Source organism: Telluria mixta, from assembly GCF_029223865.1.
Classification (GTDB): domain Bacteria; phylum Pseudomonadota; class Gammaproteobacteria; order Burkholderiales; family Burkholderiaceae_D; genus Telluria; species Telluria mixta.
Genome location: NZ_CP119520.1, coordinates 5,791,454 through 5,816,322 on the forward strand (window position 1 = coordinate 5,791,454; position 24,869 = coordinate 5,816,322).

Annotated in this window: 22 protein-coding genes; 13 read left to right on the plus strand and 9 right to left on the minus strand. The window is 67.9% G+C overall.

Annotated features, from left to right (window positions below; translation table 11 throughout):
* From P0M04_RS25495 to mntP, 9 genes are all read left to right on the plus strand, one after another.
* On the plus strand, positions 1-876 hold the full coding sequence (locus tag P0M04_RS25495) for a carbohydrate ABC transporter permease (protein ID WP_259451455.1): 876 nt from the start codon (positions 1-3) through the stop codon (positions 874-876).
* Positions 877-878: 2 nt separating this feature from the next.
* A complete protein-coding gene (locus P0M04_RS25500) occupies positions 879-1,805 on the plus strand; it encodes a carbohydrate ABC transporter permease (RefSeq protein WP_259451482.1) in 927 nt (308 codons plus the stop codon).
* Between the two features lie 3 nt (positions 1,806-1,808).
* Entirely contained in the window at positions 1,809-2,861 is a 1,053-nt protein-coding gene (locus P0M04_RS25505; RefSeq protein ID WP_259451454.1) for an ABC transporter ATP-binding protein, read from the plus strand.
* A gap of 53 nt (positions 2,862-2,914) precedes the next feature.
* Positions 2,915-3,943, plus strand: coding sequence for a LacI family DNA-binding transcriptional regulator (locus P0M04_RS25510; protein ID WP_259451453.1), 1,029 nt, complete (start codon positions 2,915-2,917; stop codon positions 3,941-3,943).
* Positions 3,944-4,034: 91 nt separating this feature from the next.
* Positions 4,035-5,414: a GH1 family beta-glucosidase gene (locus P0M04_RS25515; protein WP_259451452.1), complete on the plus strand. Its 1,380-nt coding sequence runs from the start codon at positions 4,035-4,037 to the stop codon at positions 5,412-5,414.
* Positions 5,415-5,527: 113 nt separating this feature from the next.
* The gene (locus P0M04_RS25520) at positions 5,528-8,038 is read left to right on the plus strand and encodes a glycoside hydrolase family 3 protein (RefSeq protein ID WP_259451451.1); all 2,511 of its coding nucleotides are present in this window, start codon (positions 5,528-5,530) and stop codon (positions 8,036-8,038) included.
* Positions 8,035-8,997 (plus strand): glucokinase, encoded by a 963-nt coding sequence (locus P0M04_RS25525; RefSeq protein WP_259451450.1) that lies wholly within the window; start codon positions 8,035-8,037, stop codon positions 8,995-8,997. Before P0M04_RS25520 ends, P0M04_RS25525 begins: the two co-directional genes overlap by 4 nt.
* 29 nt (positions 8,998-9,026) lie before the next feature.
* A complete protein-coding gene (locus P0M04_RS25530; protein WP_259451449.1) occupies positions 9,027-10,286 on the plus strand; it encodes a sugar MFS transporter in 1,260 nt (419 codons plus the stop codon).
* Between the two features lie 213 nt (positions 10,287-10,499).
* Positions 10,500-11,069 carry a manganese efflux pump MntP gene (gene mntP / locus P0M04_RS25535; protein WP_259451448.1) on the plus strand — a complete coding sequence of 190 codons (570 nt, stop codon included), beginning with the start codon at positions 10,500-10,502 and terminating at the stop codon, positions 11,067-11,069.
* Here the strand turns inward: mntP and P0M04_RS25540 are convergent, their stop codons facing one another.
* The 6 genes from P0M04_RS25540 to P0M04_RS25565 form a co-directional block, all read right to left on the minus strand.
* On the minus strand, positions 11,070-12,221 hold the full coding sequence (locus P0M04_RS25540) for an acyltransferase family protein (RefSeq protein ID WP_259451447.1): 1,152 nt from the start codon (positions 12,219-12,221) through the stop codon (positions 11,070-11,072). It abuts the gene before it with no gap.
* Positions 12,218-13,741, minus strand: coding sequence for a tryptophan halogenase family protein (locus tag P0M04_RS25545; RefSeq protein WP_259451446.1), 1,524 nt, complete (start codon positions 13,739-13,741; stop codon positions 12,218-12,220). The genes P0M04_RS25540 and P0M04_RS25545 overlap by 4 nt, the downstream gene beginning before the upstream one ends.
* 33 nt (positions 13,742-13,774) lie before the next feature.
* The gene (locus P0M04_RS25550; protein ID WP_259451445.1) at positions 13,775-14,782 is read right to left on the minus strand and encodes a cupin-like domain-containing protein; all 1,008 of its coding nucleotides are present in this window, start codon (positions 14,780-14,782) and stop codon (positions 13,775-13,777) included.
* Complete coding sequence (locus P0M04_RS25555; RefSeq protein WP_259451444.1) at positions 14,769-15,479, minus strand: SapC family protein; 711 nt, start codon at positions 15,477-15,479, stop codon at positions 14,769-14,771. Before P0M04_RS25555 ends, P0M04_RS25550 begins: the two co-directional genes overlap by 14 nt.
* A 47-nt stretch (positions 15,480-15,526) precedes the next feature.
* Positions 15,527-17,059 (minus strand): tryptophan halogenase family protein, encoded by a 1,533-nt coding sequence (locus P0M04_RS25560; RefSeq protein ID WP_259451443.1) that lies wholly within the window; start codon positions 17,057-17,059, stop codon positions 15,527-15,529.
* A 140-nt stretch (positions 17,060-17,199) separates the two neighbouring features.
* Complete coding sequence (locus P0M04_RS25565; protein WP_259451442.1) at positions 17,200-20,142, minus strand: TonB-dependent receptor; 2,943 nt, start codon at positions 20,140-20,142, stop codon at positions 17,200-17,202.
* Positions 20,143-20,401: 259 nt separating this feature from the next.
* Between P0M04_RS25565 and P0M04_RS25570 the strand changes: the two genes are divergently transcribed.
* Positions 20,402-21,214, plus strand: coding sequence for a glycoside hydrolase family 16 protein (locus P0M04_RS25570; RefSeq protein ID WP_259451441.1), 813 nt, complete (start codon positions 20,402-20,404; stop codon positions 21,212-21,214).
* Positions 21,215-21,241: 27 nt separating this feature from the next.
* Here P0M04_RS25570 and P0M04_RS25575 read toward each other — a convergent pair whose 3' ends face one another.
* The gene (locus P0M04_RS25575; protein WP_259451440.1) at positions 21,242-21,382 is read right to left on the minus strand and encodes a hypothetical protein; all 141 of its coding nucleotides are present in this window, start codon (positions 21,380-21,382) and stop codon (positions 21,242-21,244) included.
* Between P0M04_RS25575 and P0M04_RS25580 the strand changes: the two genes are divergently transcribed.
* Genes P0M04_RS25580 through P0M04_RS25590 form a run of 3 tightly spaced genes read left to right on the plus strand, consistent with a single transcriptional unit; the run spans position 21,381 to position 24,210 of the window.
* A complete protein-coding gene (locus tag P0M04_RS25580; RefSeq protein ID WP_259451439.1) occupies positions 21,381-22,451 on the plus strand; it encodes a serine hydrolase domain-containing protein in 1,071 nt (356 codons plus the stop codon). The genes P0M04_RS25575 and P0M04_RS25580 overlap by 2 nt on opposite strands.
* Positions 22,429-22,893 (plus strand): hypothetical protein, encoded by a 465-nt coding sequence (locus tag P0M04_RS25585; RefSeq protein ID WP_259451438.1) that lies wholly within the window; start codon positions 22,429-22,431, stop codon positions 22,891-22,893. The genes P0M04_RS25580 and P0M04_RS25585 overlap by 23 nt, the downstream gene beginning before the upstream one ends.
* A 60-nt stretch (positions 22,894-22,953) precedes the next feature.
* A complete protein-coding gene (locus P0M04_RS25590; protein WP_259451437.1) occupies positions 22,954-24,210 on the plus strand; it encodes an MFS transporter in 1,257 nt (418 codons plus the stop codon).
* Here the strand turns inward: P0M04_RS25590 and merP are convergent.
* The gene (merP, locus tag P0M04_RS25595; protein WP_259451436.1) at positions 24,194-24,478 is read right to left on the minus strand and encodes a mercury resistance system periplasmic binding protein MerP; all 285 of its coding nucleotides are present in this window, start codon (positions 24,476-24,478) and stop codon (positions 24,194-24,196) included. The two genes, P0M04_RS25590 and merP, sit on opposite strands and share 17 nt — an antisense overlap.
* An 11-nt stretch (positions 24,479-24,489) precedes the next feature.
* A complete protein-coding gene (locus tag P0M04_RS25600; RefSeq protein ID WP_259451435.1) occupies positions 24,490-24,864 on the minus strand; it encodes a mercuric transporter MerT family protein in 375 nt (124 codons plus the stop codon).
* Between the last annotated feature and the right edge of the window lie 5 nt (positions 24,865-24,869).

Sequence of the window (24,869 nt, forward strand, 5' to 3'; positions counted from 1 at the left end):
ATGGCGACTTTGAGGCTCACCCGCATCACGCCCTATACCGCGCTGCTGCCGATGGCCGTCGTGGCCGCACTCGGCTACCTCGGCGCCGGCCTGTGGACGTTTTACATTTCGCTGACCGGCTCGCGCACGTTCCCGTCCGGGCACTTCATCGGCCTCGCGCAATACCACCGCCTGTTCGACAACGAGCGCTGGATGCTCTCCCTGCACAACCTGGCCGCGTACGGCGTGCTGTTCGTGCTCGCCTGCCTCGTGATCGGCTTCCTGCTCGCGGTATTCATCGACCAGAACGTGAAGGGCGAGGGCGTGTTCCGCACGATCTTCCTGTACCCGTACGCGATGTCGTTCGTCGCGACGGGCCTCGTGTGGCAATGGCTGCTCACGCCGGGCGACGGCATCGACGGCAGCCTGCGTGCCCTCGGCTTCCACGACGTCCGCTTCGACTGGATCGTGTCGCAGGACTTCGCCATCTATACCGTCGTCATCGCCACCGTGTGGCAGATGTCCGGCCTCGTGATGGCGCTGATGCTGGCAGGGTTGCGCGGCGTCGATCCGGAGATCTGGAAGGCGGCGCGCCTGGACGGCATCCCCGCATGGCGCGTGTACGCCCAGATCGTCCTGCCGCTGCTGTGGCCAACCATCGCCACCGTGCTGCTGTTGCTGGCGACGGCCGTGGCAAAACTGTACGATGCCGTCGTCGCGATGACGCAGGGCGGTCCCGGCATCGCCAGCGAGGTGCCGGCGAAGTTCATCATGGACCACCTGTTCCTGCGCTCGAACGTGGGCCTGGCCTCGGCCGGCGCGATCGTGCTGCTCGTGCCGGTGCTCGCGCTGCTCGCGCCCTATGCCTATGCCCGCAGCCGCAAGGAGGCCGCATGAAAATGGAGTCGATCGTCCCGCCGCTGCCGGCCACGGCACCGGTCGCAGCGCCGCAAAAAGCCGCCCGGCGCGCACGCCGCCGCTGGACGCCGGCGCGCATCGGCCTGTACGTGTTCCTGCTGGGCGCCGCGCTGTTCTTCCTGCTGCCACTGTACGTGATGATCGTGACGTCGCTGAAGTCGATGGACGAGATCCGGCAGGGCGGCATCTTCGCGCTGCCCCTCGCGCCGACACTCCAACCGTGGCGCCTCGCGTGGAGCGGCGTGTGCACGGGCGCGGCCTGCGACGGCGTGCGCACCGGGTTCTGGAATTCCGTTGCCATCACCGTGCCGTCGACGATCCTGCCCATCCTGCTGGGCGCCGTGAACGGCTACGCGCTGTCGTTCTGGCGGCCGCGCGGCGCGAACATCCTGTTCGGGATCCTGATGGCCGGCGCGTTCGTCCCCGTGCAGGTGATGATCTACCCGCTCGTGCGCGTGATGGCGCTGGCCGGCATCTTCGGGAGTCTCCCCGCGATCGTGCTCGTGCACCTGGTCTTCGGCATGCCCGTCATGACTTTATTGTTCCGGAATTACTACTGCAACGTCCCGCACGAGTTGTTCCAGGCCGCGCGCATCGACGGCGGCGGCTTCTGGCGCATCTTCCTGCAGGTGATGCTGCCGATGTCGCTGCCGGTCGTCGTCGTCGCGGCGATCATGCAGGTGACGGGCGTGTGGAACGACTACATCCTCGGCCTCGTGTTCGCGGGGCGCGACAACATGCCGATGATGGTCCAGCTGAACAATGTGATCAACACGACGACCGGTGTCCGGCAGTACAACGTGAACATGGCGGCGACGATCCTCACCGCGCTCGTGCCGCTCGCGCTGTACTTCTTCTCGGGCCGCTGGTTCGTGCGCGGCATCGCCGCTGGTGCCGTGAAAGGATAAGGGATGGCCAACGTCTCGCTGCGCAAACTGAACATCGTCCTGGGCGGCAAGCCCATCATCCGCGACCTCGACCTGTGCGTGGAGCCGGGTGAATTCCTCGTGCTGCTCGGGCCCTCGGGCTGCGGCAAGTCGACGCTGCTGCACAGTATCGCGGGCCTCGTCGACAGCGATTCCGGCGCCATCGAGATCGGCGGCCGCGACATGACCGACGCCGATCCGAGCGAACGGGGGATCGGCATGGTGTTCCAGTCGTACGCGCTGTACCCGACCATGACCGTCGAGGACAACATGTCGTTCGGCCTGCGCATCGCTGGCACGCCGAAGGCCGAGATCCGCCGCCGCGTGGACCGCGCCGCCGCCATGCTGCAGCTTGATGCGCTCCTGCGCCGCAAGCCCGCGCAGCTGTCGGGCGGCCAACGCCAGCGCGTCGCGATCGGTCGCGCGCTCGTGCGCGAGGCGCAGGTGTTCCTGTTCGACGAACCGCTGTCCAACCTTGATGCGAAGCTGCGCGCGGAACTGCGGCGCGAACTCAAACTGCTCCACCAGGCGCTCGGCTCGACGATGATCTACGTGACGCACGACCAGGTGGAGGCGATGACGCTCGCGAGCCGCATCGTCGTCATGCAGGGCGGAGAGATCCAGCAGATCGGCACGCCGCTGGACGTGTACGAGCGCCCCGCGAACCGTTTCGTGGCGGGCTTCCTCGGCGCGCCGGCGATGGCGTTCATGGAAGGGGCCCTGGACGCGCAAGGATGTTTCGAGGCGGATGGAATGCGCTACCTGCCGGCGGACGAGTCGCGTCCCGCCGGACGGGCCGCGGTGCTGGGCATCCGCCCCGAGTACGTGAAGATCCACGCCGATGGCGACTTCGTCGGCGACGTGACGCTGGTGGAACCGATGGGCAACCACCAGGTCGTGTGGCTGCGCCGCGGGCAGGCAACGCTGGCGTCGCTCGTGCACGATGCGCGCAGCTACGCGCCGGGCGAGCGCGTGGCCTTTTCGATCGACACGGCCCGGGTGTCGCTGTTCGATCCCGCGAGCGGAAATCGCCTCTAGAGACGGCAAATACAGTATCCTTCGGACGAATCGACAGCATTGAGGAAGAGTTTGTGGCAACTATCAAGGACGTAGCGAAGCTGGCCGGGGTCGGCCTGGGCACCGCGTCGCGCGTGGTGAGCGGGAAGGGCTCCGTGTCGCCGGCGACGCTGGCACGCGTGAAGAAGGCAATCGACGAGCTGGGCTTCCGGCCGTCGCACGCGGCGCGCGCGCTGCTGTCCGGTACGAGCCGCATGGTCGGCGTGTACATCCCCGTGCTGAGCGGGACCTTTTATACGCCGATCCTGCAGATCATCGATACCGAATTGCGCGCGGCCGGCGTCCACATGGTGCTCGCGTTCGGCGTGGGCCTGGGCGACGAACGCCGCCAGGCGATCGAAGGCGTCGAATTCCTCGTCGAGCGTGGTTGCGACGGCCTCGTCGTGATGACGAGCGCGCTGCTGGAAGAAGACGTGGCCGCGCTGGGCGCCAAGTCCGGCCAGCTCGTGGCACTGAACCACAGCTTCGATTCCATGCCCGACCAGTGCTTCACCGTCGACCACGCGCTGGGCGGCCGCCTTGCGGCGCGCGCGCTTCTGGACCACAAGCACCGCAAGATCGCCGTCGTCGAAGGCCCGCGCCAGCTCGAGGATAACCGCGCCCGTATCGACGGGTTCATGAGCGAGCTGCGCGACAACGGCATCGACCCCGCGAAGATCTGGCGCCTGGAGAGCGACTTCTCGCCGGCCGGCGGCTGGGCCGCGGCCAAGCAGCTGCTCGACTCCGGCTACCCGTGCACGGCGCTGTTCTGCGCGAACGACGAGATGGCAGTCGGCGCGCTGTCGTACTTCCAGGAGGCGGGCATCCGCGTGCCGCACGACCTGTCCGTGCTGGGCTACGACGACACGCCGAGCGCCGCATTTTCCGCGCCGCGCCTCACGTCCGTGCACATGCCGTGGCGCGAGATGACGCAGAACGGCATCAACGCCTTGCTGAACCTGTGTTACGACATGCGCCGCCCGGTCACGCGCGAATTCCCCGTCAGCGTGACCCTGCGCGCCTCTCTCTCAAAGGCACCGGGCGTGAAACGCAAGGCCGCATGACACTAAATACCTGATCCGGCGCGCCGCCGCATGCGCGCCTTTTTTTGCGGCGACTCTGGAAAGCTTTCCAGTCATAACGACATAGACTACGATGACCACCTACGACATTTTCCCGGGCGCCGACGGCCCCGAACCGCAGGCGCCGCAGCGCGCCGACTTCGGTCCCGATTTTCTGTGGGGCTGCGCCACGTCGTCATACCAGATCGAGGGCGCCGGCACCGTGGACGGCCGGGTCGAATCGATCTGGGACCGCTTCGCCGCGACGCCAGGCAAGATCCGCGACGGCTCGTCCGGGGTGCATGCCTGCGACCACTACCACCGCTGGCCGCAAGACCTCGACATCGGCCGCGACCTGGGCCTGAACGCCTACCGCTTCTCGATCGCGTGGCCGCGCATTTTTGACGGCAGGAGCAGGGAGCCGAATGCGAAGGGCCTCGATTTCTACGACCGCCTCGTCGACGGCATGCTGGAGCGCGGCCTGCAGCCGTGGGCCACGCTGTACCACTGGGACTTGCCGCAGTGGCTGCAGGACCGGGGCGGCTGGGCGTCGCGCGACACGGTCGACGCCTTCGTCGACCTGGCCGACGTCGTGACGCGTCGCCTCGGCGACCGCGTGGGCCACTGGATCACGCACAACGAGCCGTGGTGCACCGCGATCATCGGCAATTACGAAGGCTGGCATGCGCCGGGCCTGACGGACCTCGGCACGGCGCTGCAGGTCGCACACCACGTGCTGCTGTCGCACGGCAGGGCGGTGCCGGTGATCCGTGCGAACGTGCCGGGTGCGCAGGTCGGCATCTCGCTCAGCCTGCATCCGCTGCGGCCCGCGAGCGCTGCACCGGAGGACGTCGCCGCGATGGAACGCCACGATGGCCTGCGCTACCGCTGGTTCCTCGATCCGCTCTACGGCCGCGGCTACCCGGAAGCGACGCTCGCGCAGGTGGGCGCCGCGGCGCCCGTCGTGCTGCCGGGCGACCTGGACGACATCGCCGTGCCGACCGACTTCCTCGGCGTGAATTACTACTTCCCGGAGACGGTCGCGCATGATCCGGACCATGGCCCGTTGGGCGCCCGCATCCTGCCGGCGCAAGGGGAGATCACGGCGATGGGCTGGCCCGTGGCGCCGCAGGGGCTGTCCGAGCTGCTGGCGCGGGTCGACCGCGACTACCGTCCCGGCCCGTTGTACGTGACGGAGAACGGCTCGTGCTACGACGACGTGGTGACGGGGGATGGAAGTGTCCGCGACGTGGCGCGGCGCCGCTACCTGATGCGCCACCTCGCTGCGCTGCGCCAGGCCGTGGCCGATGGCGTGCCGGTGAAAGGGTATTTCGCGTGGAGCCTGCTGGACAATTTCGAGTGGGCGGAAGGCTATCTGCGCCGCTTCGGTCTCGTGCACGTGGACTACGCCACCCAGGAGCGCCGCCTGAAGGACAGCGCGAAATGGTATCGCACGTTCCTGCGCGGCGGCTGAGCACAAGCGGGTGATTGACAGCGCGGGCGTTTGCATTCAATATCTGCGGGGTCGATTGGAATCGTTTCCAATCAGCCGTCCACGATAACGAGATCACCCCTGGAGACACCCGCATGACCACCCATCGCAACAACCACATCCGGCTCGCCGTCGCGTCCGCGCTGGCCGCGGCCGCGTTCTGCGCAACGGCCGCGCCGCCGATCACGTCGTGGCCGCACTTGAAAAGCGCCATCGCGCCCGACGCCGCCCTCGAGGCGCGCGTGCGCGAGATCGTCGGCCGCATGACGCTCGCGCAAAAGATCGGCCAGATGACGCAGGCCGAACTGAAGGCCGTGACGCCGGACGACGTGCGCGCCTACTACCTCGGCTCCGTGCTGAACGGCGGCGGCAGCTGGCCGTACAACGACAAGCACGCGCACGCGGCCGACTGGCTGAAACTCGCGGACGCCTTTTACGACGCGTCGATGGCGACGGACATGGCGGTCAAGGTCCCGATGATCTGGGGCACGGACGCCGTCCATGGCCACAACAACGTCTACGGCGCCACCATGTTCCCCCACAATATCGGCCTCGGCGCCGCGCGTGACCCGGAACTCGTGAAAGCGATCGGTGCCGCGACCGGCAAGGCCGTGCGCGCGACGGGCATCGCGTGGGTGTTCGGGCCGACCGTCGCCGTCGTGCGCGACGACCGCTGGGGCCGGACGTACGAAAGCTTTTCGGAAGACCCGCAACTGGTGAAGCGCCTGTCCGGCCCGTACGTGACGGGCCTGCAGGGCGCGTTGAAGGGCGACGCCAACGTCATCGCCAGCATCAAGCACTACATGGCCGACGGCGGCACGGAGTTCGGCATCAACGCGGGTGTCGCGAAGGTCAGCGAACGCGACATGATGAACATCCACGCGCAAGGCTATTACGCCGGCATCGAGGCGGGCGCGCAGACCGTCATGGCCTCGTTCAATTCGTGGAACGACGTGGCGGCCGGCAAGGACCACGGCAAGGTGCACGGCAGCCGCTACATGCTCACCGATATCCTCAAGGACAAAATGGGCTTCGACGGCTTCGTCGTCACGGACTGGAACGGCCACGGCGAAGTCCCGGGCTGCCGCAACGACAGCTGCGCCCAGGCCATCAACGCGGGCGTCGACATGGTGATGGTGCCGAACGACTGGAAGGCATTCATCGCGAATACGATCAAGGATGTCGAGGCGGGCCGGATCCCGATGGCGCGCATCGACGACGCCGTCGGCCGCATCGTGCGGGTGAAACTGCGCGCCGGCGTGTTCGCCAAGCGCCCGTCGCAATCCGCGTGGGCGGGCAAGGACGATGCGTTGCTCGCGAAGGACCTGGGCCGCCGCGCCGTGCGCGAATCGCTCGTGCTGCTGAAGAACGAAGGGCCGGCGCTGCCGCTGACTCCGTCGAAACGAATCCTCGTCGTGGGCAAGGCCGCCGACAGCATGGCCAACCAGACGGGCGGCTGGGCGCTGACATGGCAGGGCACGGCGAACACCAATGCCGATTTCCCCAAGGCCGAGACAATCCTGGCCGGCCTGAAGGCGGCGGGTGCCGATGTCACGTACAGCGCGGATGGCGTCAACGTGGACCCGGCCAAATTCGACGCCGTCATCGCCGTGATCGGCGAGGCGCCGTATGCGGAAGGCGACGGCGACATCGTCCCGTCGGGCACGCTGCGCCATTCGAGCCGCTATCCGGAAGACCTGGCCGTGCTGCAGAAGGTGCACGGCAAGGGCAAGCCGGTGGTGACCGTGTTCCTGTCCGGCCGGCCGCTGTGGGTGAACGACCTGCTGAACCTGTCCGACACCTTCATCGCCGCGTGGCTGCCTGGCACGGAAGGCAAGGGCGTCTCGGACCTGCTCGTCGCGGGCAAGGGGGCGAAGCCGTACGAATTCAGGGGCAAGCTGTCGTTCTCGTGGCCGAAGTCCGTGTGCCAGACGCCGCTGAACGTGGGCGACGCCGGCTATGCGCCGCTGTTCGCGTACGGCTACGGCCTGAAACGCGGCGAGCGCTCGCACATCGGCACGCTGGATGCCACGTATCCGGCCGGCGGCTGCAGCGCATCCGATACGTTTCCGGTGTACGGGCAGGCGGACCGCGCCAGCTTCCCGCTGCGGATCGTCAGCGGGAACGCCGTGCAGCCGCTGGGCGCGGACCTGAACGCGGGCGCCAGCCTGCCGGGCATCTCGGTCGCCATCGCCCAGATCAGGACGCAACAGGATGCGAAGCTCGTTACGTGGACGGCGCCGGCCACGTTCGAAGCGCACGGCGGCAAGCCGCTCGCGCTGCCCGCCGCCCTGGCGGACAAGGGCGTGCTGCGCTTCGACACCATCGTGCAGCAGGCACCCGCCGGAACAGTAACGATCGCGATGGCCTGCGGCGGCACCACCTGCGGCACGCCGCTGGACGCGACCAGGCTGTTCACGCGCCTGGCCGGCAAGGGGCGGCAGGAGGTCGCGATTCCGCTGGCCTGCTTCCGCGCGCGCGGCGTGGACCTGGCAAGTGTCGACACGCCGTTCCGGGTGACGAGCGACGGGCCGTTCACGGCCGCCTTCGGCAACGTCGACGTGACCGCCGGTGCCGGCTCGGTCACATGCGAGGACCTGCAATGAGCGCATTGCGCCTGCTGGCCGACATCGGCGGCACCAATGCCCGCTTCGCGCTGCAGGCGCCGGGCGGTGGGTTCGCCGATATCGAGGTGCTGGCGTGCCGCGACTACGACCGCATCGACGATGCGATCGCCGCGTACCTGGCCCGCGCCGCCGCGCGGGGTCTGCCGACGGACGGCATCCGCCACGCGGCCATCGCCATCGCGAATCCGGTCGAGGGCGATGTCGTCAGCATGACCAACCACCACTGGCGCTTTTCGATCGCCGGACTGCGCGACGCCTGCGCTTTTACCACGCTGCTCGTCGTGAACGACTTTGCCGCGCTGGCCCAGGCGTTGCCGCACCTGGGCACCGGAGGCCGCCAACGGATCGGCGGCACCGACAGCGCGGCCGTCGAAGGTCGCCCCATCGGCCTGATCGGGCCCGGCACGGGACTCGGCGTGTCCGGCGTCGTGCCCGCGGGCGGCGGCCGCTGGATCGCGCTGGCGGGCGAGGGCGGCCACGCCAGCTTCGCGCCCGTCGACCGCGACGAGATGCGGCTCCTCGACGCGCTGTGGGAAGAGCACGGCCACGTGTCCGCCGAACGGTTGCTGTCGGGGCCGGGCCTGGAAGCGATCCACAGGGTGCTGGCCGGCGAACGCCTGGCGGCCGCCGACATCACGGCGCGCGCGCTGGACGGCTCGTGCGCCGCATGCCGCGCGACCGTCGACGCATTCTGCGCGATCCTCGGCAGCGTGGCCGGCAACGTCGCGCTGACCTTGGGCGCGACGGGCGGCATGTACGTCGGCGGCGGCATCGTGCCTCGTCTCGGGCCCCTGTTCCATGCGTCCGCGTTCCGCGCCCGGTTCGAGGGCAAGGGCCGGCTGCAGGCTTACCTGGCCCGCATCCCGACGTGGCTCGTCACCGAACCGTATCCCGCACTGCGCGGCGTGGCCGCGCTGCTCGACGCCGCAACACCATAACCATAACGATAAACCAGCAAGGAGATTCCATGGCAGCTTCCCCCAACCCGTCCGTGCCCGTAACCACGGCAACGTCCGCGACCGCGACCAACACCGGACCGCTCGTCATCGTGACGATCCTGTTCTTCATGTGGGGCCTGCTCACGTCGCTGAACGACGTGCTGATCCCGCACCTGAAGGCGATCTACACGCTGAACTACCTGCAGGCGATGCTCGTGCAGTTCTGCTTCTTCGGCGCCTACTTCATCGTGTCGCTGCCGGCCGGTGCGCTGATCCGCCGCCTGGGCTACCAGAAGGGCGCCGTCACGGGCCTGTTGATCGCGGCCGTCGGCTGCGCGCTGTTCTATCCGGCCGCCCGCGGCGGCTACGGCCTGTTCCTGTTCGCGTTCTTCGTGCTTGCGTCCGGCATCACGATCCTGCAGGTGGCCGCGAACCCGTACGTCACCGTGCTCGGCCCGGCCGCGACGGCGTCGAGCCGACTGACCCTCACGCAGGCATTCAATTCGCTCGGCACGACGGTCGGCCCGGCGCTGGGCGGCATCTTGATCCTCGCGGGGGCCGGCAGCGTCGCGGCGGACCAGGCGGCGGCCGTGCAGGGGCCGTATCTGGCGCTCGCCGCGGCGCTCGCGATCCTCGCGGGGCTGTTCGCGCTGGCCCGGCTGCCGCGCATCGGCCATGCGGAGGCGGACGCTGCCACCGCAGGCGCTTCCGGTTCGGCGCTGCAGTACCGCCACCTCGTACTGGGCGCCGTCGCGATCTTCCTGTACGTGGGCGGTGAAGTCAGCATCGGCAGCTTCCTCGTCAACTTCCTCGGCGAGCAACAGGTGGCCGGGATGCCGGCGGCGCAGGCGGCCAGCTACGTCAGCGTGTACTGGGGCGGGGCATTGATCGGCCGCTTCATCGGCTTCGCCGTCATGCGCGTCGTCAGCCCCGGCAAGGCGCTCGCGTTCAACGCGCTGCTGGCCATCGCGCTCGTGCTGGCCGCCATCTTCGGCCGCGGCCAGGCCGCGATGTGGGCGATCCTCGCCGTCGGGTTGTGCAATTCGATCATGTTCCCGACGATCTTCAGCATGGCGTTGCACGGCCTCGGACGCCACACTGGACAAGGTTCCGGGATCCTGTGCATGGCCATCGTGGGTGGCGCCATCGTGCCGTTCGCGCAAGGTTGGCTGGCGGACCACATCGGCGTGCAGCCGTCGTTCTTCGTGCCCGCCGCGTGCTATGGCTTCATCCTGTTCTTCGGTCTGAAGTATGCGAGCCTGCACCGCCAGGAAGCCATCACCGCCTGAGACTGGCCATGCCGGCATCTTTTGCAGTAGAATGCCGGCATCCCATTGGGGAGTAGCCTGCTTCCGCCCCCGCGGAAGTTCCCGTATCAACATACTCGACAGCCCCGGCTGACGTGGTACGGGCAGCCGTTTCGGTTGGCAAGACCTTTGGTATGCCTCCGCGTTCATCGGGCCGCGCCGGCATGCCTTCGCGTTTGCCCGACTGGAACCACCATGAATCTCCTCGCCACCGCAGCACTCGCCCTCGCCATGTCCACCGACGCATTCGCCGTCGCCGTCGGCAAGGGCGCCGCGCTGCAACGTCCCCATCTCCGCGAAGCCCTGCGCACGGGCGCCATCTTCGGGGTCATCGAAGGCCTCACGCCCGTCATCGGCTGGGCGCTGGGCCACTGGGCGGCGCCGTACGTCCAGGCGTGGGACCACTGGATCGCGTTCACCCTGCTGGGCGTGCTGGGCCTGCGCATGATGCGCGAAGGCCTGTCGGGCGCGGACGACGACGAGGACGACAAGCCGACGAGCCACTCGTTCTGGCTGTTGGCCGTGGCCGGCTTTGCGACGAGCATCGACGCGATGGCGGTCGGCGTCGGGCTCGCGTTCATCGATGCGAACATCGTCACGACGGCCGGCGCCATCGGCCTGTCGACGTTCATCATGGTGACGCTCGGCGTGATGGTGGGACGCGGCCTCGGCAAGCTGGTGGGCAAGCGCGCCGAGGTCGTGGGCGGGCTCGTACTGATCGCGATCGGGTCGCTGATCCTGTACGAGCACCTCGGCCAGGGTTGATCAGCCGTTCGCGGCCGGCGCGGCGAGCGCGGGCTTGCGCTCCATCCAGCGCCGCGTGAGCCAGGCCCGCACCGGCTCGTCGTAATACTTCAGCAGCAGCCAGGCCAGCGCCACGCACACGACGAAGGTGGCCGCGGCGACGGGCAGGCCGTCGCGCAGCGACACGTGGTTCGCGTTGGTCCATGCGGTGTACGTGTACACGAACGGATAGTGGATGATATACAGCGGATACGACAGCCCGCCCAGCGCGGCGCACGCGCGGGCCGTGCGCTCGCTGGCGGGTGCGCTGGCGCCGAGCCACACGACGAACGGGAAGACGACGACGATGCACACGGCTTCGTACAGGCCGTTCATCCACAGCGTGTCCTGGCCGCCGATGCGCGGCAATGCCATCGTCGCGAACAGGATCGCGGCGCTGATCGGGAACGCGTGCGCGACGCGGCCCGGACGCACGACGCGCGACAGCAGCAGTCCCGCGCAGAACGGGTAGGCGAGCCGGGTGAAACCCAGCTGGAACTGGACGGGGTCCAGCGACCAGCCGCCGATCACGTCGCCGTTCGGTCCCGTGAGCAGGTAAACCACGAGGGCCGCGCCAGCCAGCAATGCGAGCACGCCGAGGATCCGGTTCGGCAACCGCCGCAGCACCAGCGCGTACAGCACGTTCGCCACGTATTCGAAGAACAGCGACCACGCGGGCCCGTTCAGCGGATGCATCTCGGCCCAGCCGCGCAAATCCATGGACGGCGGCACCGGCAGCAAGGTCATGCCGATCACCATGATCAGGAGCACGCGCCACAGCGGCGTGTCCGCGATCATCGGGAACAGGGGCCCGGCCTGGAAGTAGAACATCAGCGCGCCGATCACCATCGCGACGACGATCATCGGATGCAGGCGGATCAGCCGGCGCTGGAAGAACTCGCCCAGCGACATGCGCCGCCAGCGGTCGTCATACGCGTAGCCGATGACGAAGCCGGACAGCAGGAAGAAGAAGTCGACGGCCAGGTAGCCGTGGTTGATCACCTGGGCGAAGCGGTTGACGGCATGCGCCTCGCACAGGTGGAACGCGACGACCGTCAGCGCCGCGACGCCGCGCAGGCCGTCGAGGACGGGGTAGTGCCGCCTGGTGTCCGCGAAGCCGCCGGCCGCCGTCACGGTTTGCCCGCCGGGCAGTAGCGCTCCACGTATTGCTGGTGCGGCGGCAGTTGCGACACCGTGCGGCGCACGCCGTTCTTGATGCCGTCCAGGAAGCCGCGCAGCTCGTCGTCGCCCATCAGGTCCGCGCTCGGGTGCCAGCGTTCGGGCGTCATGCCCTGGCCCAGCATCACCTGCACCCACGAGTTTTCCGCGAACAGTTCGTTCCCTTCGCGGAAGACGCGGGCGCTGTCGCGGAACAGGTCGATGCGGTGCTGCAGGCTGTCCGGCACGGGCATCGTCGCCGCGTCGTGCCAGTAGGGTGTGTCGCGCCGGTTCGTGACCTTGTAGTGCAGGATGATGAAGTCGCGGATCGTGCGGATGTCTTCTTCGGCCTGCGCGTTGAACTCGTCGATGTCCGATTGCTGGACGCCGTGCGTCGGAAAGATCTGCAGCAGGCGCACGATGCCGCGCTGGATCAGGTGGATGCTCGTCGATTCGATCGGCTCCAGGAATCCGCTCGCGAGACCCAGGCCGATGCAGTTGCCGGCCCAGACCTTCTTGCGCTGGCCGGGCGTGAAGCGGATCACGCGCGGCTCGGTGAGCACCTTGCCTTCAATATTGCCGAGCAGCGTGGCACGCGCCGTGGCCTCGTCCGTGTGGCGGCTGGAGAACACGATGCCGTTGCCCGTGCGGTGCTGCAGCGGGATGCGCCACTGCCAGCCCCAGTCGTGCGCCATCGAGCGGGTCAGCGGCACGGCCGGGCCGGTGGATTCCGTCTGCACGGCGATGGCGCAGTCGTTGAACAGCCATTGCGACCAGTCTTCGTATTCCACGCCCATCGTCTGGCCCAGCAGCAGCGAGCGGAAGCCCGTGCAGTCGATGAACAGGTCGCCCTCGATGCGCGTGCCGGAGTCCAGCACGAGCGCGGTGATGTCGCCGGTGGCCGGATCGGTGTCGACGCTCGCGATCTTCGCTTCGATGCGCTGCGCCCCGAAATGTTCGGAGAAGCGACGCAGGTAGCGGGCGTAGCGCGTGGCGTCCAGGTGGTAGGCGTAGTTGATGCCCTGGTTCGGCAGGTGGCCGAAGCGCTTTTCCTGCGATGCGACCAGTTCCAGGCAGTAGTCGCCGTAGTCGCTGGCGAGCCCGCGGTCGCGGCCCTTCAGCCAGAAGTGCTGGAAGCCGGCCGTCCAGTGGTCCGTCCCCGTCATGCCGAACGAGTGGATGTAGTCTTCGCCGCGCGCGCGCCAGCTTTCGAAACTGATGCCCAGCTTGAACGTGGCCCGCGTGGCGGCCATGAATTCCTGTTCGCCGATGTCGAGCAGGCGGTGGAAGTGCACGAGGCTCGGGATCGTCGCCTCGCCCACGCCGACCGTGCCGATGTCGTCCGACTCGACCAGCTTGATGTCGAGGACCTTGCCGAGGGTGCGTGCCAGCGCCGCTGCGGCCATCCAGCCGGCGGTGCCGCCGCCGGCGATGACGACGCGGCGGATCGGGCGGCCGCGGCCCCGCTGCTGCTTGTTCTCGTTATTGTTCTCCATGTCTCTACTCCTGGCTTTTCACTGCTTGTAGTCTTATCGGTTGATCCGGCGCAGCAGCTGGCCGCGCAGGACGCGAGCACCGTCGTCGTCGAGCGGCGACAAAGCATAGCGCGCGTTCTCCGGCAGGTGCGCGAGGTTCGCGGGGTCCGGCTCGAAAATGTAGTGGCGGAAGATCTCCTGCCACGCGCGCCGCTGTTCGGGCGGCAGGTCGCGCATCGTCAGGATCGCCAGCATCAGCGCGTTCGTCGGCGTGTCCATCCAGTCCGGCGACTGGCGCCACCAGTAGTTCACGAGCACGTTGAACGCGGACAGCGCTTCCACGTGGTGCCACCACATCGACGGGATGAACAGCGCGTCGCCCGGGCCCATCTCGGCCACCTCGGCATGCTGCAGCGCCTCGGCGTAGCGGGGAAAGCGCTCAAAGTCCGGATTGCGCACATCGACGAGGCTGATCGCCTGGCCGGCCGGATTGAAGTCGAGCGGGCCGACGTACAGGTTCTTCAGCTGGTCCGGCGGGAACAGCGTGAAGCGCCGCTCGCCGACCGCGACGACTGCCACGTTGTCGGGCAGGTCGTAGTGCGTGGCGACGACGGTGCGGTTGCCGATCCAGATGCTGGCCAGCGCGTCGCGGTCGCCCAGGTCGATGTCGTTGGCGGCGCGCAGGCCGGGCAGGGCCGTGTCGATCGACGTCGAGCCCACGTAGATCGCGCCCGGCTCCGGCCGCGCGCGCTGTACGGCCAGTTCGTCCAGCACCTGGTCGAGCCGTGCGCGCACGTTCTGGAAGTTGAAGCCCGTGATCGTGTCGTTGTAGAAGAAGCGGCCGCCGATTTGCGGGGGACCCAGCATCGCGTTGACGGTCGCGTCACGATAGAACTGGCGCAGGTAGGCCTCCGCGCTCTCCGCGGACACGCGCCCCCTGCGCACGAGGGGCCAGTCGGCCGCGAGCCCGCGCACGATGTACGGCCGGGTCGCGCGCAGCATCTCGTCCGGCAGCTTGCCGTCGATTGCCGCTACCTCGCGGACGTGCTTAACGGATGTCATTGGCGCGATTCTTCCGTTGGATCAGACCGCGGAACTGCGCGAGCGACGCCACCGCCATGTAGATGGCCTGCAGGTAGCCCTGGGCGTGCAGGCGCGCGAGCTGCTCGCCCGACAGCTGGGCGAGGCGGTCTTCGTTGATCGTGTAGAAGCCGGCCAGGCGGTTCTGCGAACCGTCGTCCAGTTCCACGTCCAGCACGAACGATTCGATCAGTTCCAGCTCGACGAGCGCGCCGACGAACGCGCGCGATGCGGCCAGGCCTTCGTGGATGGTGCGCAGCACGGAGCTGATGCGTTCCAGGTATTCGCTCGTGCCGCCGTAGGTCAGGAACAGCGCCTCGCCCTCGATGCCGCCGTCGCGCACGCGCGGGCTGTCCAGGTCGACGTGGACGGACAGTTCCTCGCCGCTGCGGCCGATCATGAACGGCTGGCGTTCGATCGTGAGCGGGATCGTCGGCGCGTCCCAGCCGTTCGGCCCGAGGAACAGGTTCTCGCCCTGTTCGAAGCCCAGCAGGGCGATGGCGTCGTAGCTGCCGTTGCCGTCCTGCGCGAAGACGATCGGGTAGCAGGCTTGCAGGTCGCGGAATTCGGCGGGGAAGGTCAGTGCCGACATCACGGCGTCGCCGTATGCCGCGCCGCGGGTGGTGACCACGCGCAGGTTCTTGTGGTCGACGTTGTTCAGGGGTGCATGGTTGGCCATCGGTGGTAGTCTCTCTCGTTGTCTTTGTTTTGGTGGCGGTGTCTCTGCTAGCCCGGCGGCATGCCGTACTGGCGGATGTGGTGGAGCATCTCGCGGTTCGCGGGCAGCTGCGGCAGCATGCGCGCGGTCAGGCGCGCGGCCTCGCGGAAATACTGGGAGGCAGCCTCCGGCAGGTCCGATGCGCGTTCCGTCAGCTCGGGCCGGAAGCCCATCCCGTACAGGATGTATTGCCAGCTCGCGGACGGGAAGATCTCTTCGATGCGGGGGAAGTCGCGGCGCGACGGCGCGCGCGTGCGCCACAGCGCGAGCAGTTCGCGCAGGCGCGGCGACTGCGTGCGCGGCGCGCGGTGATCCAGCCAGTAGTCGGTATCCGTGCGCTTCGACAGCACGTAGTGCAGCTTCAGGAAGTCGATGATGCGCTCCCACCGGTACGTGAAGGCCTCGTTGAAGCGCGCGGAGATCGTGTCCATCTGCGCCCGCGTGGCGGGCATGTCGTCCGCCAGCCAGGTGGCGGACAGTTCCACGAGCGCGAGCGCGGACGCTTCCAGCGGCTCGATGAACCCCGCGGACAGGCCGATCGCGACGACGTTGCGTTCCCAGAAGCGGGCGCGGTAGCCCGGGTCGAACGCGATGTTCCGCGGTTGCGGGACCTCGCCGACGATGCCGGTGGACGCCAGATAGGCGCGCAGCGTCTTCTCCGCCGCGTCGTCGTCGACGTGGGCGCTGGAATACACGTAACCGACGCCGCGCCGCGTGGGCAGGCCGATGTCCCAGGTCCAGCCGTGCGACTGCGCGGTGGACGTCGTCTGCGACGCGATCGGCGTGTCGTCCGTGGGGTAGGGCACCTGCACGGCGAGGGCGCGGTCGTTGAACAGCACGTCGCGCTGCGACACGAGCGGTACGCCGTAGTGGCGGCCCAGCAGCAGCGACGCCATGCCCGTGCAGTCGATGAACAGGTCGCCTTCGATCAGGCCCGCCTCGCGCGTGCGCAGCGCGGCGATGTCGCCGTCGTCGAGGGACAGGATGTCGACGACGTGGGCCAGCACGTGGCGCACGCGCAGCTTCTCCACGCAGTGCTTCTGCAGGAAGACGCCGAATTTGCCGGCGTCGAGGTGATAACCGTAGTTGGCGACGCCGGCGAATTCCGGCGTCTGCGGCTGTTTCGGGGCGCGGCCCTGCACGCACAGATGCGGTTGATAGCTGACCAGGTCCGCAAACGGCACATCACGGTGTGCGCGTTGCCACGCCGCGACGAGGTTCACCTCGCCATAGCCCTGGGGCAGGGAAAAGGGATGAAAATAGATATCGTCGTCGCTGCCGTCGACCCAGCGGTCGAAGCGCGAACCCTGCTTGAACGCCGCGTCGCATTCGCGGAAGAACGCGGCTTCGGACACGCCGATGCGCTGCAGGGTCTCGCGCATGGACGGCCACGTGCCTTCGCCGACGCCGATGGGCGGCACGCCCGGCGATTCGACGAGCGTGACGGCCAGGCGCGGATGTTCGGCCGCGAGGACGGCGGCCGTCAGCCAGCCGGCGGAGCCACCGCCGACCACCACGACGTGTTCGATGGGTTTACTCATCACAGCTTTCCTTATTTCCGGTGGGCCGCATGAGTCTACCCGAAAAAGCTGCTTTTGGAACAACTTTTTATGCGCTGAAACCGATTACGGCAGGCTGTGCGTCCGCCGCAGGGGACCCGCCCCCGCGGCGGATCGGCGCATCAGAACTTGTAGCGGGCGCCCAGCATGAAACGCGGTCCGGTCTGTGTCACGTACAGGGCCTGCTGCGTGGCCCGGCCGTGGACACGGCTCGTCTCGTTCGTCAGGTTGATGGCTTCCGCCTGCACGACCAGTTTCGGCGTGACGTTGTAGCCGACCGACAGGTCGAGCTGGCCGTACGGCTCCACGTAGTTCGGATTCGGGCCCGCGCCGTCGAACGTCGACGACAGGAACTCGCCGCGCCAGTTGTACGCCGCGCGCACGTTCCACTTGTCGTTCTCGTAGATGCCGACGAGGTTCGCGGAGTTCGACAGGCCGACCAGCGCGAATTGTTCGCCCACGCTGCCGTTATCGTACCGCAGTCCGGAGTGCACGTACGTGTAGTTCGCCGAGATGCCGAAGCCGGTGTTGCCGAACATGTGCTGGAGGTTGAATTCCAGGCCGTTCAGGCTCGCCTTCTTCTGGTTCGAGAACGTCGTGATCTGGAAGTGCGCCACCGGATCGCCCGGCTGGCCGACGATGTTGCCCGTCGGGTTGCCGCTGCTGTCCACACCCGTCACCGTCACGCCCGCGGCGGTCGGGTGATTCTTGAAGATGTAGTTGCGGATGCAGGCCGGGTCCGTGCCGCAGCCGGAGGCCGAGGCTTCGTTCCACAGCGCGCCGCCGACCGGGGTGTGCAGGTTGAACGGCGTGGCGTCGATCTTCGACTGGCCCGCGTAGTTCTCCAGGTCTTTATAGAACGCGTTCACGGAGAAGAAGCTGTCCTTCCCGTAGTACCACTCCCACGACAGGTCGAAGTTCTTCGACTTGACCGGCTTCAGCGCCGGGTTCCCCTGCGAGCCCGTGCCGCCGTCGACGCGCGCCAGCGTATTCAGGATCTGGCCGCCGGCGATCTGGTCGTAGCGCGGACGGCCGATGGTCTCGCCATAGCTCGCGCGCACCTTCATGTCGTCGCGCAGGTCCATGTCCCAGTCGACCGATGGCAGCAGGTGGTGGTATTTGCCGGTCAGTGTGGTGAACGTCGGGGCGCCGAACGTGACCGGGAACTCGTTGGCAGACACCATCGTGATGGCGGTGGCCGCCGGCACGAGTGCCGTCGAGACGACGTCCGTCTTCTCGTAGCGCACGCCGATCGCGGTGTGCATCGGCAGCGCCGTATCCCAGTCCGTGTTGAACTGCAGGTACAGGCTCTTCGATTTTTCGCCGGTGCGCTGGTCCGTGTCGTACGTGTTCTTCGGCAGGTACAGCGCGGGCAGGCCGGATGCCTTCGAGACCACGTCGCGCACCTGCGCGAAGTTGAAGGTGTAGAAGGTGTTGAACAGGTTCGGGTTCTGGCTGCCGGCCAGCTGGTCGAAGTACTGGCGGATCGTGTCGGCGTGCCACAGGCTGCTCGGGTAGTCGGACGGCTTCGTCGCGCCGGTCCAGGCGTCGCGCTGCTGCGTGGAGAACGCGGAGCGGTTCTTGACCTCGACGGTGCCGATGCCGAAGTTCAGGTTCGACGCTTCCAGCATGCGCAGGCGGCCCTTGAACTGGAGCTGGTCGACCTCGCCCTTCATGTAGCCGTTCTGGAAGACGGAGCCGGTGACCTGTTGCGGCGCGCCCGTGAAGTTGGCGCCCTTGATCGACAGGACGGGGAATTCCTGCGAGAAGTCGGCGGTCGTGTCGCCGCGCGAGAAGCTCGCGGTGCCCAGCGTATTGTTCGAGCCGAACGGGCTGTCCGCCTTCGATTCCGCGGTCGATCGGTGCGCGTCGAATTCCAGCTTGAGGTCCTTCGTGGCGCGCCACTGGGCGTTGAAGCCGAGCGACTTGTTCTGGGTCTTGGTGGCGAAGTCGGCGCCGCCCATCGCGATGTCGCTGTTCCCGGCCGGGATGAATTCGGTGTAGACGAGCGGCGCGGCGATCGGGCCGTTGGTCCACGACGATGCCGACGCGCCGAAGTTGAACCAGGCGGAGACGTCGTTGCGCTTCGTCTGCAGCTTGTTTTCCGAATACGTGTAATCGAGGGTCGTCGTCAGTTCCTTGACCGGCTGCCACTGCAGGGTCAGCTGGCCGTTGGTGCGCTGGCGCTTCACGCCCGTCATGCTGTAGTTCAGGTTCTGCGGCACCTGGTAGATGTCGCCGGGCTTCGGACGGTTCGTGATGTTTTCCGAACCCGCGGTACCCGGCTGCGGGATCGTGCCCCAGTTGTTCTCGTCGCCGCGGAAGGGACCCTTCCAGCCGTTGCCGACGGAGGCCTGGTTGAAGCCCAGGTTGCGTTCCTGGTAGCTGGCCGACACGCCCAGGCCCCAGTGGCCATCCTTCGACGTCGTCGAATAGATGCCCGAGAATTCCGGCGTCGTGGAAGTACTGGCCTTGACGTCGCCCGGCAGGTTGTTGTTCGACGTGTCGTGAACGGCCTTGATGCCGATGCTCGACCAGGTGCCCAGTTTATCGAGCGGACGCGCGGTGATCACGTTGACGGTGGCGCCGATGCCGCCGGTCGGGGTCTCGGCGCGGCTGGTCTTGTAGACCTGCAGCTGCGAGATCGCTTCCGACGCCAGGTTCGAGAAGTCGAACGAGCGGCCGTTCAGGTCGCCCAGGTTCGACGTCGGCATCTGGCGGCCGTTCAGCAGCACCATGTTGAAGTCGGGGCCCACGCCGCGCACGGTGATCTTCTGGCCTTCGCCGTTCACGCGGTCGATCGACACGCCCGAGATGCGCTGCAGCGATTCGGCCAGGTTCGTGTCGGGGAATTTGCCGATGTCCTCGGCCACGATGCCGTCGACGATGCCGTCCGACTGGCGCTTCAGGTTCAGCGACGAGGCCAGCGACTGGCGCAGGCCGGTGACGGTGACCTGCTGGATCGACGTGGTCGGGATGTCGCCGCCGCGGCTGTCTTCGGTCGCGGTGGTCTGGGCGTAGGCCGGGATGAGGGCGGCGCAGGCGCTCGCCACAGCCAGGCTCATCAGTGTTTGGTTTGCCTTTGGGTAATGCATTGGGTCTCCTCTGTTTTTATCTCTCTTCACCGCTTCAACATCGTTTCCATTCTCTGGAAACGTTTCCATATGTTGGTCGAATCTTATGTTCAGAAAAAATAATTGTCAACGGAATATTCAGTAGTGCGTGGCCGAAACGGCACACTGGAAAACCAGGGTATGTTTGACATCGAAAAAATCGCGGTGCTATATTGGAAATTGTCTGGGAACGTTTCCAAGAGGAGCCCGCATGTCCACGTTTCGCGCTGCCGCCGTGCTTGCCGTTTTCCTGTCCACGGGGGCCGTGGTCAACGCGCAAACGGCGAACGTGCCGCTCACGCAGCCGCCCGGCTGGGTGCTGGACTGGAACGACGAATTCGACGGCCCGACCCTCGACCGCACGAAATGGGTGCCGGAAACCGGCGGCGACGGCTGGGGCAACGAGGAGCTGGAGTTCTACACGGACCGGCCGGAGAACGTGCGCGTCGGCGGCGGCAACCTCGTCATCGAAGCGCGCAAGGAAGACCACGGCGGCCGTCACTACACCTCCGCGCGCATCAAGACGGCCGGCAAGGTCGAGCGCACGTACGGCCGCTACGAGGCGCGCATCAAGATCCCGCGCGGGCAGGGGATCTGGCCCGCGTTCTGGCTGCTCGGCGCCGACGTGGGCAAGGCCGGGTGGCCCCGCTGCGGCGAGATCGACATCATGGAAAACATCGGCCGCGAGCCGGACTTCGTGCATGGCACCCTGCACGGTCCCGGCTACAGCGGCGACAAGGCCATCGGCAAGCCGCAGCGCCTCGAGAAGGGAAACTATGCCGACGACTACCACGTCTACGCCGTCGAATGGGAGCCGCGCGAGATCCGCTGGTACCGCGACGGCATCCTGTACCACACGGCGCGGCCCGACACCGTCACCGGCGACTGGGTGTTCGAGCATCCGTTCTTCGTGATCCTGAATCTCGCCGTCGGCGGCGCCTGGCCCGGCAACCCGGATGCGGCGACCGTGCTCCCGCAGCAGATGCTGGTCGACTACGTGCGCGTCTACAGGCGCGCACGTTGACGATTCGTCATGACGAAGTTAGCGCTCTCATGGCATCATGTCGGGCTGGGGTGCCGCGCGGTGCGGCGCCCGACGGGTCTGGGGGAAGCGCATGCGGGTCGGGACGTGGTTGACGGTGGGTATGGCGGCGATGTTGATGGCGGGCTGCGCGCGTCCCCTGCGTCCCATGCAGACGTTCTCCGACCCGGAGATCCAGCGCGCGATGCGGCGCGAGCAGGTGCAGGGCCTGGCCGTCGCGACGATCGAGAACGGCAAAGTCGCGCAGGTGAAGGTGTTCGGCACGCGCAACGCGGCACTCGGCCAGCCGCTGACGCCGGACACGATCATGGCCGGCGGCTCCCTGACCAAGGCAGCCTTTGCGTACATGCTGCTGCAGCTGGCCGACGAGGGCCGGCTTGACCTCGATGCACCCGTCACGAAGCTGTTGCCGCATCCGTTGCCCACGTACCGCGTGCGTCCCTACGACTTTTCCGATCTCGCCGGCGACGCGCGCTGGCAGACGCTCACGCCGCGCATCCTGCTGGCCCACGGCGGCGGCCTCGCCGACTACCGCTGGATGGAGCCCGGCAGCCGGCTGCGCATCCACACCGATCCGGGCGAGCGTTACGCCTATTCCAGCGAGGGCTATGCGATCCTGCAGCTGATCGTGGAAGAGGGGCTCGGCCTGGACGTGGCACAGGAGATGCGCCGGCGCGTGTTCGACCGCTTCGGCATGCGCCGGACGAGCATGCACTGGCGCGCGGAGTTCGCGGAGAACGCGGCGGACGGCTATGCCTTCGACGGCACCCTGCAGCCGCACGAGCGCCGCTACCGCGTGCGCGCGGCCGGCTCGATGGAGACGACGATCGCCGACCAGGCGAAGCTGTGGGCCGGCATCATGCGCGGCGATGGGCTGCGGCCCGACACGCGCGCCGCTTTTACGACCGGGTGGCTGCCGATCGCGTCGCGCCGTCGATTCCCCGCGTTCGGCGGGGCCGAGACGGCATGGCCGCAGAAGCTCGCGGCAGGCCTGGGCGTCGTCACGTTCGAGGACAGGACGGGCCCAGGCTGGTTCGACGGGGGCCACGACGATTCGACGGCGGACTTCGTGCTGTGCCTGGAGACGGGCCAGCGCTGCGTGGTGATGCTGTCGAACGACGTACGGGCGGAGCGCCTGTTTCCGGAACTGGGCCGGCAGGCGCTCGGTCCCGACGACATGCCCTGGAGCTGGGAATATGACTGGCTGGATCAACCTTGACGACGCGGGCAACGCCGGCATACCGCAAGCCGCGCCCGATGCCCGTTTCGAGGACGCGCGCTTCGAGGACTCCTTCCGGCGCTGGCTGCTGGGCGCGATCGCGGAGCCGGCCGGCAGCTGGCGTGCCGGCGTGCGCGCGCTGTGCTTCAACGTGCACCCCATGATGGCCGGCGACCACGCCGTGGAATTGATCGGCGCGGCGGATTGCGACCCGGCCGCCGCCGACTGGGCGCTGGACGAGGTCTGGCTGCCGTCGCGCCCCCGCATCGCGCTGCCGGGAGACGTCGCCGATGCCGGCGACGGCGTCCTGCTCGTGCGGCGCCTCGTGCTTGCAGCGCTCGCCGACGGCTTCGCGGGTGCGCGCCTGAAACGCTATCCGCGCGTCGCCGTGGGCCACGTGGACGGCGCGCTTGACGTGGTGTGGGAGCGCGCGCCGGTCTGACGCGCCTTCGGCACGAATCGCAGCCAGGCGTTACACTCGACGCTTTGACCGGAGCGCACGTTGTCCCCATCGCCTTCGCCCACCGAGGTGCTCGACAGTCCGCGGCATGACGCCGTAAATCACCCCGACATGCCCACGTGGCTGATGCTGCTGATCGCCGCCGCGTGCGGCCTGATCGTCGCGAACCTGTATTACGTCCAGCCGCTCGTCGGTCCGATCCGCGCGGACATCGGCCTGCCGGCCGGCGCCGCGGGCCTGCTCGTCACGCTGACGCAGCTCGGCTATGTCGCGGGCCTGCTGCTCGTCGTGCCGCTGGGCGACCTGCTGGAAAACCGCAAGCTCGTGCTGGCTCTCGTCGCCCTGCTGGTGGTCGCGCTCGTCGCGGCGCCCATCGCCCCGGCGCTCGGTCATCCGGCGCCCGCGTTCCTTGCGTGCTCGCTCTTGATCGGCTTCGGCGCCGTGGCCGTGCAGGTGCTCGTGCCGTACGCGTCGCACATGGCGGCCGAACACGTGCGGGGTAGAGTCGTCGGCAATATCGTCAGCGGCCTGATGTTCGGGATCATGCTGGCCCGGCCCGTCGCCAGTTTCATCACGCACGCGTGGTCGTGGCAGGGCGTCTACGTAATGTCGGCCGTGCTGATGGTGGTGCTCGGGATCGTGCTGCGCGTGCTGCTGCCGACGCGCCGGCCGCATTCGACCCTGGGCTATGGCGCGTTGCTCGCCTCGATGGCGGGCCTGGTACGCGACCTGCCCGTGTTGCGCCGCCGCGCCATCTACCAGGCGGGCATGTTCGGCGCGTTCAGCGTGTTCTGGACCGTCGTGCCGCTGCTGCTCGCCAGCCCGGCCTACGGCATGAACCAGCGCGACATCGCGTGGTTCGCGCTGGCCGGCGTCGCGGGCACGATAGCGGCGCCGCTCTCGGGCCGCGTCGCGGACCGCGGCTGGACGCGTCCCGCGACGGTGTTCTGCATGCTTCTCGGCCTGCTGTCGTTCGTCCCGACGCTGGGCCTGGCGGATGGCGGCAGGTTCGGCGTCGGCATCCTCGTGGCGGCCGCGATCGCGCTCGATTTCGCCGTGTCGGGCAACCTGGTGCTGGGGCAGCGCGCGATCTACGCGCTGGGCGCGGAAGTGCGCGGCCGCGTCAACGGCCTGTACATGGCGACGTTCTTCCTGGGCGGCGCGAGCGGATCGGCCCTGGGGGCGTGGAGCTATGCGCACGGCGGCTGGCAGGCCGCGTGCGCCGTGGGGATGGGATTGATCGGGGCGGTGTTCCTGATATTCCTCACCGAACCCCGCAAGGTCACTTCGACGTCTTGAGCATCGCCGGATAACCCACGTCTTCCGTCGCCTTCTTCAGGTCGGCGACGGTGGCCTGGGCGTCGTCGTAGACGATGACGGCTTCGCGCTTCTCGTAGCTGACCTTCACCTTCGACACGCCCGGCACCTTCGACAGCGCCGTCTTGATGGTGATGGGGCAGGTGGCGCAGTCCATGGTCGGGACATTCAGCGACACGGTCTGCTGCTTGGCGAAGGCCGGCGCCGCGATGAAGAAAGCGGCGATGGCGGCGGAGCGGGTGAAGTTCATGATGGCTATCCTCAGTAAAACAGTGGGGCGATCAGCGGAAAGCCCAGCAACAGCGCGACGAACAGCGCGCAGGCGATGAACACGCGGCGCATCAGCGGCCGCGTGGTGGCGCAGTCGCCGCTCGCCAGGTCGCACGCGCGCGCCGGGCGGAACACGAGCCAGCCGGCCCACGCCAGCGCACCCACGGTGAGCGCGACGGCATACGGCGTCACCGGCTTCAGGGCTTGCAGATTGGCCATCCACGCGCCCGTCACGCCGATCAGCACGAGCGCGAGCGGCAGCACGCAGCACGTGGAGGCGAGCAGCGCCGCGAGCATGCCGACGGCGATCAGGCGGCCGGCTTTGCGTTCCGTTCCGTCGACAGGTTGGCGGGCGAGCGTGGACATGGCGG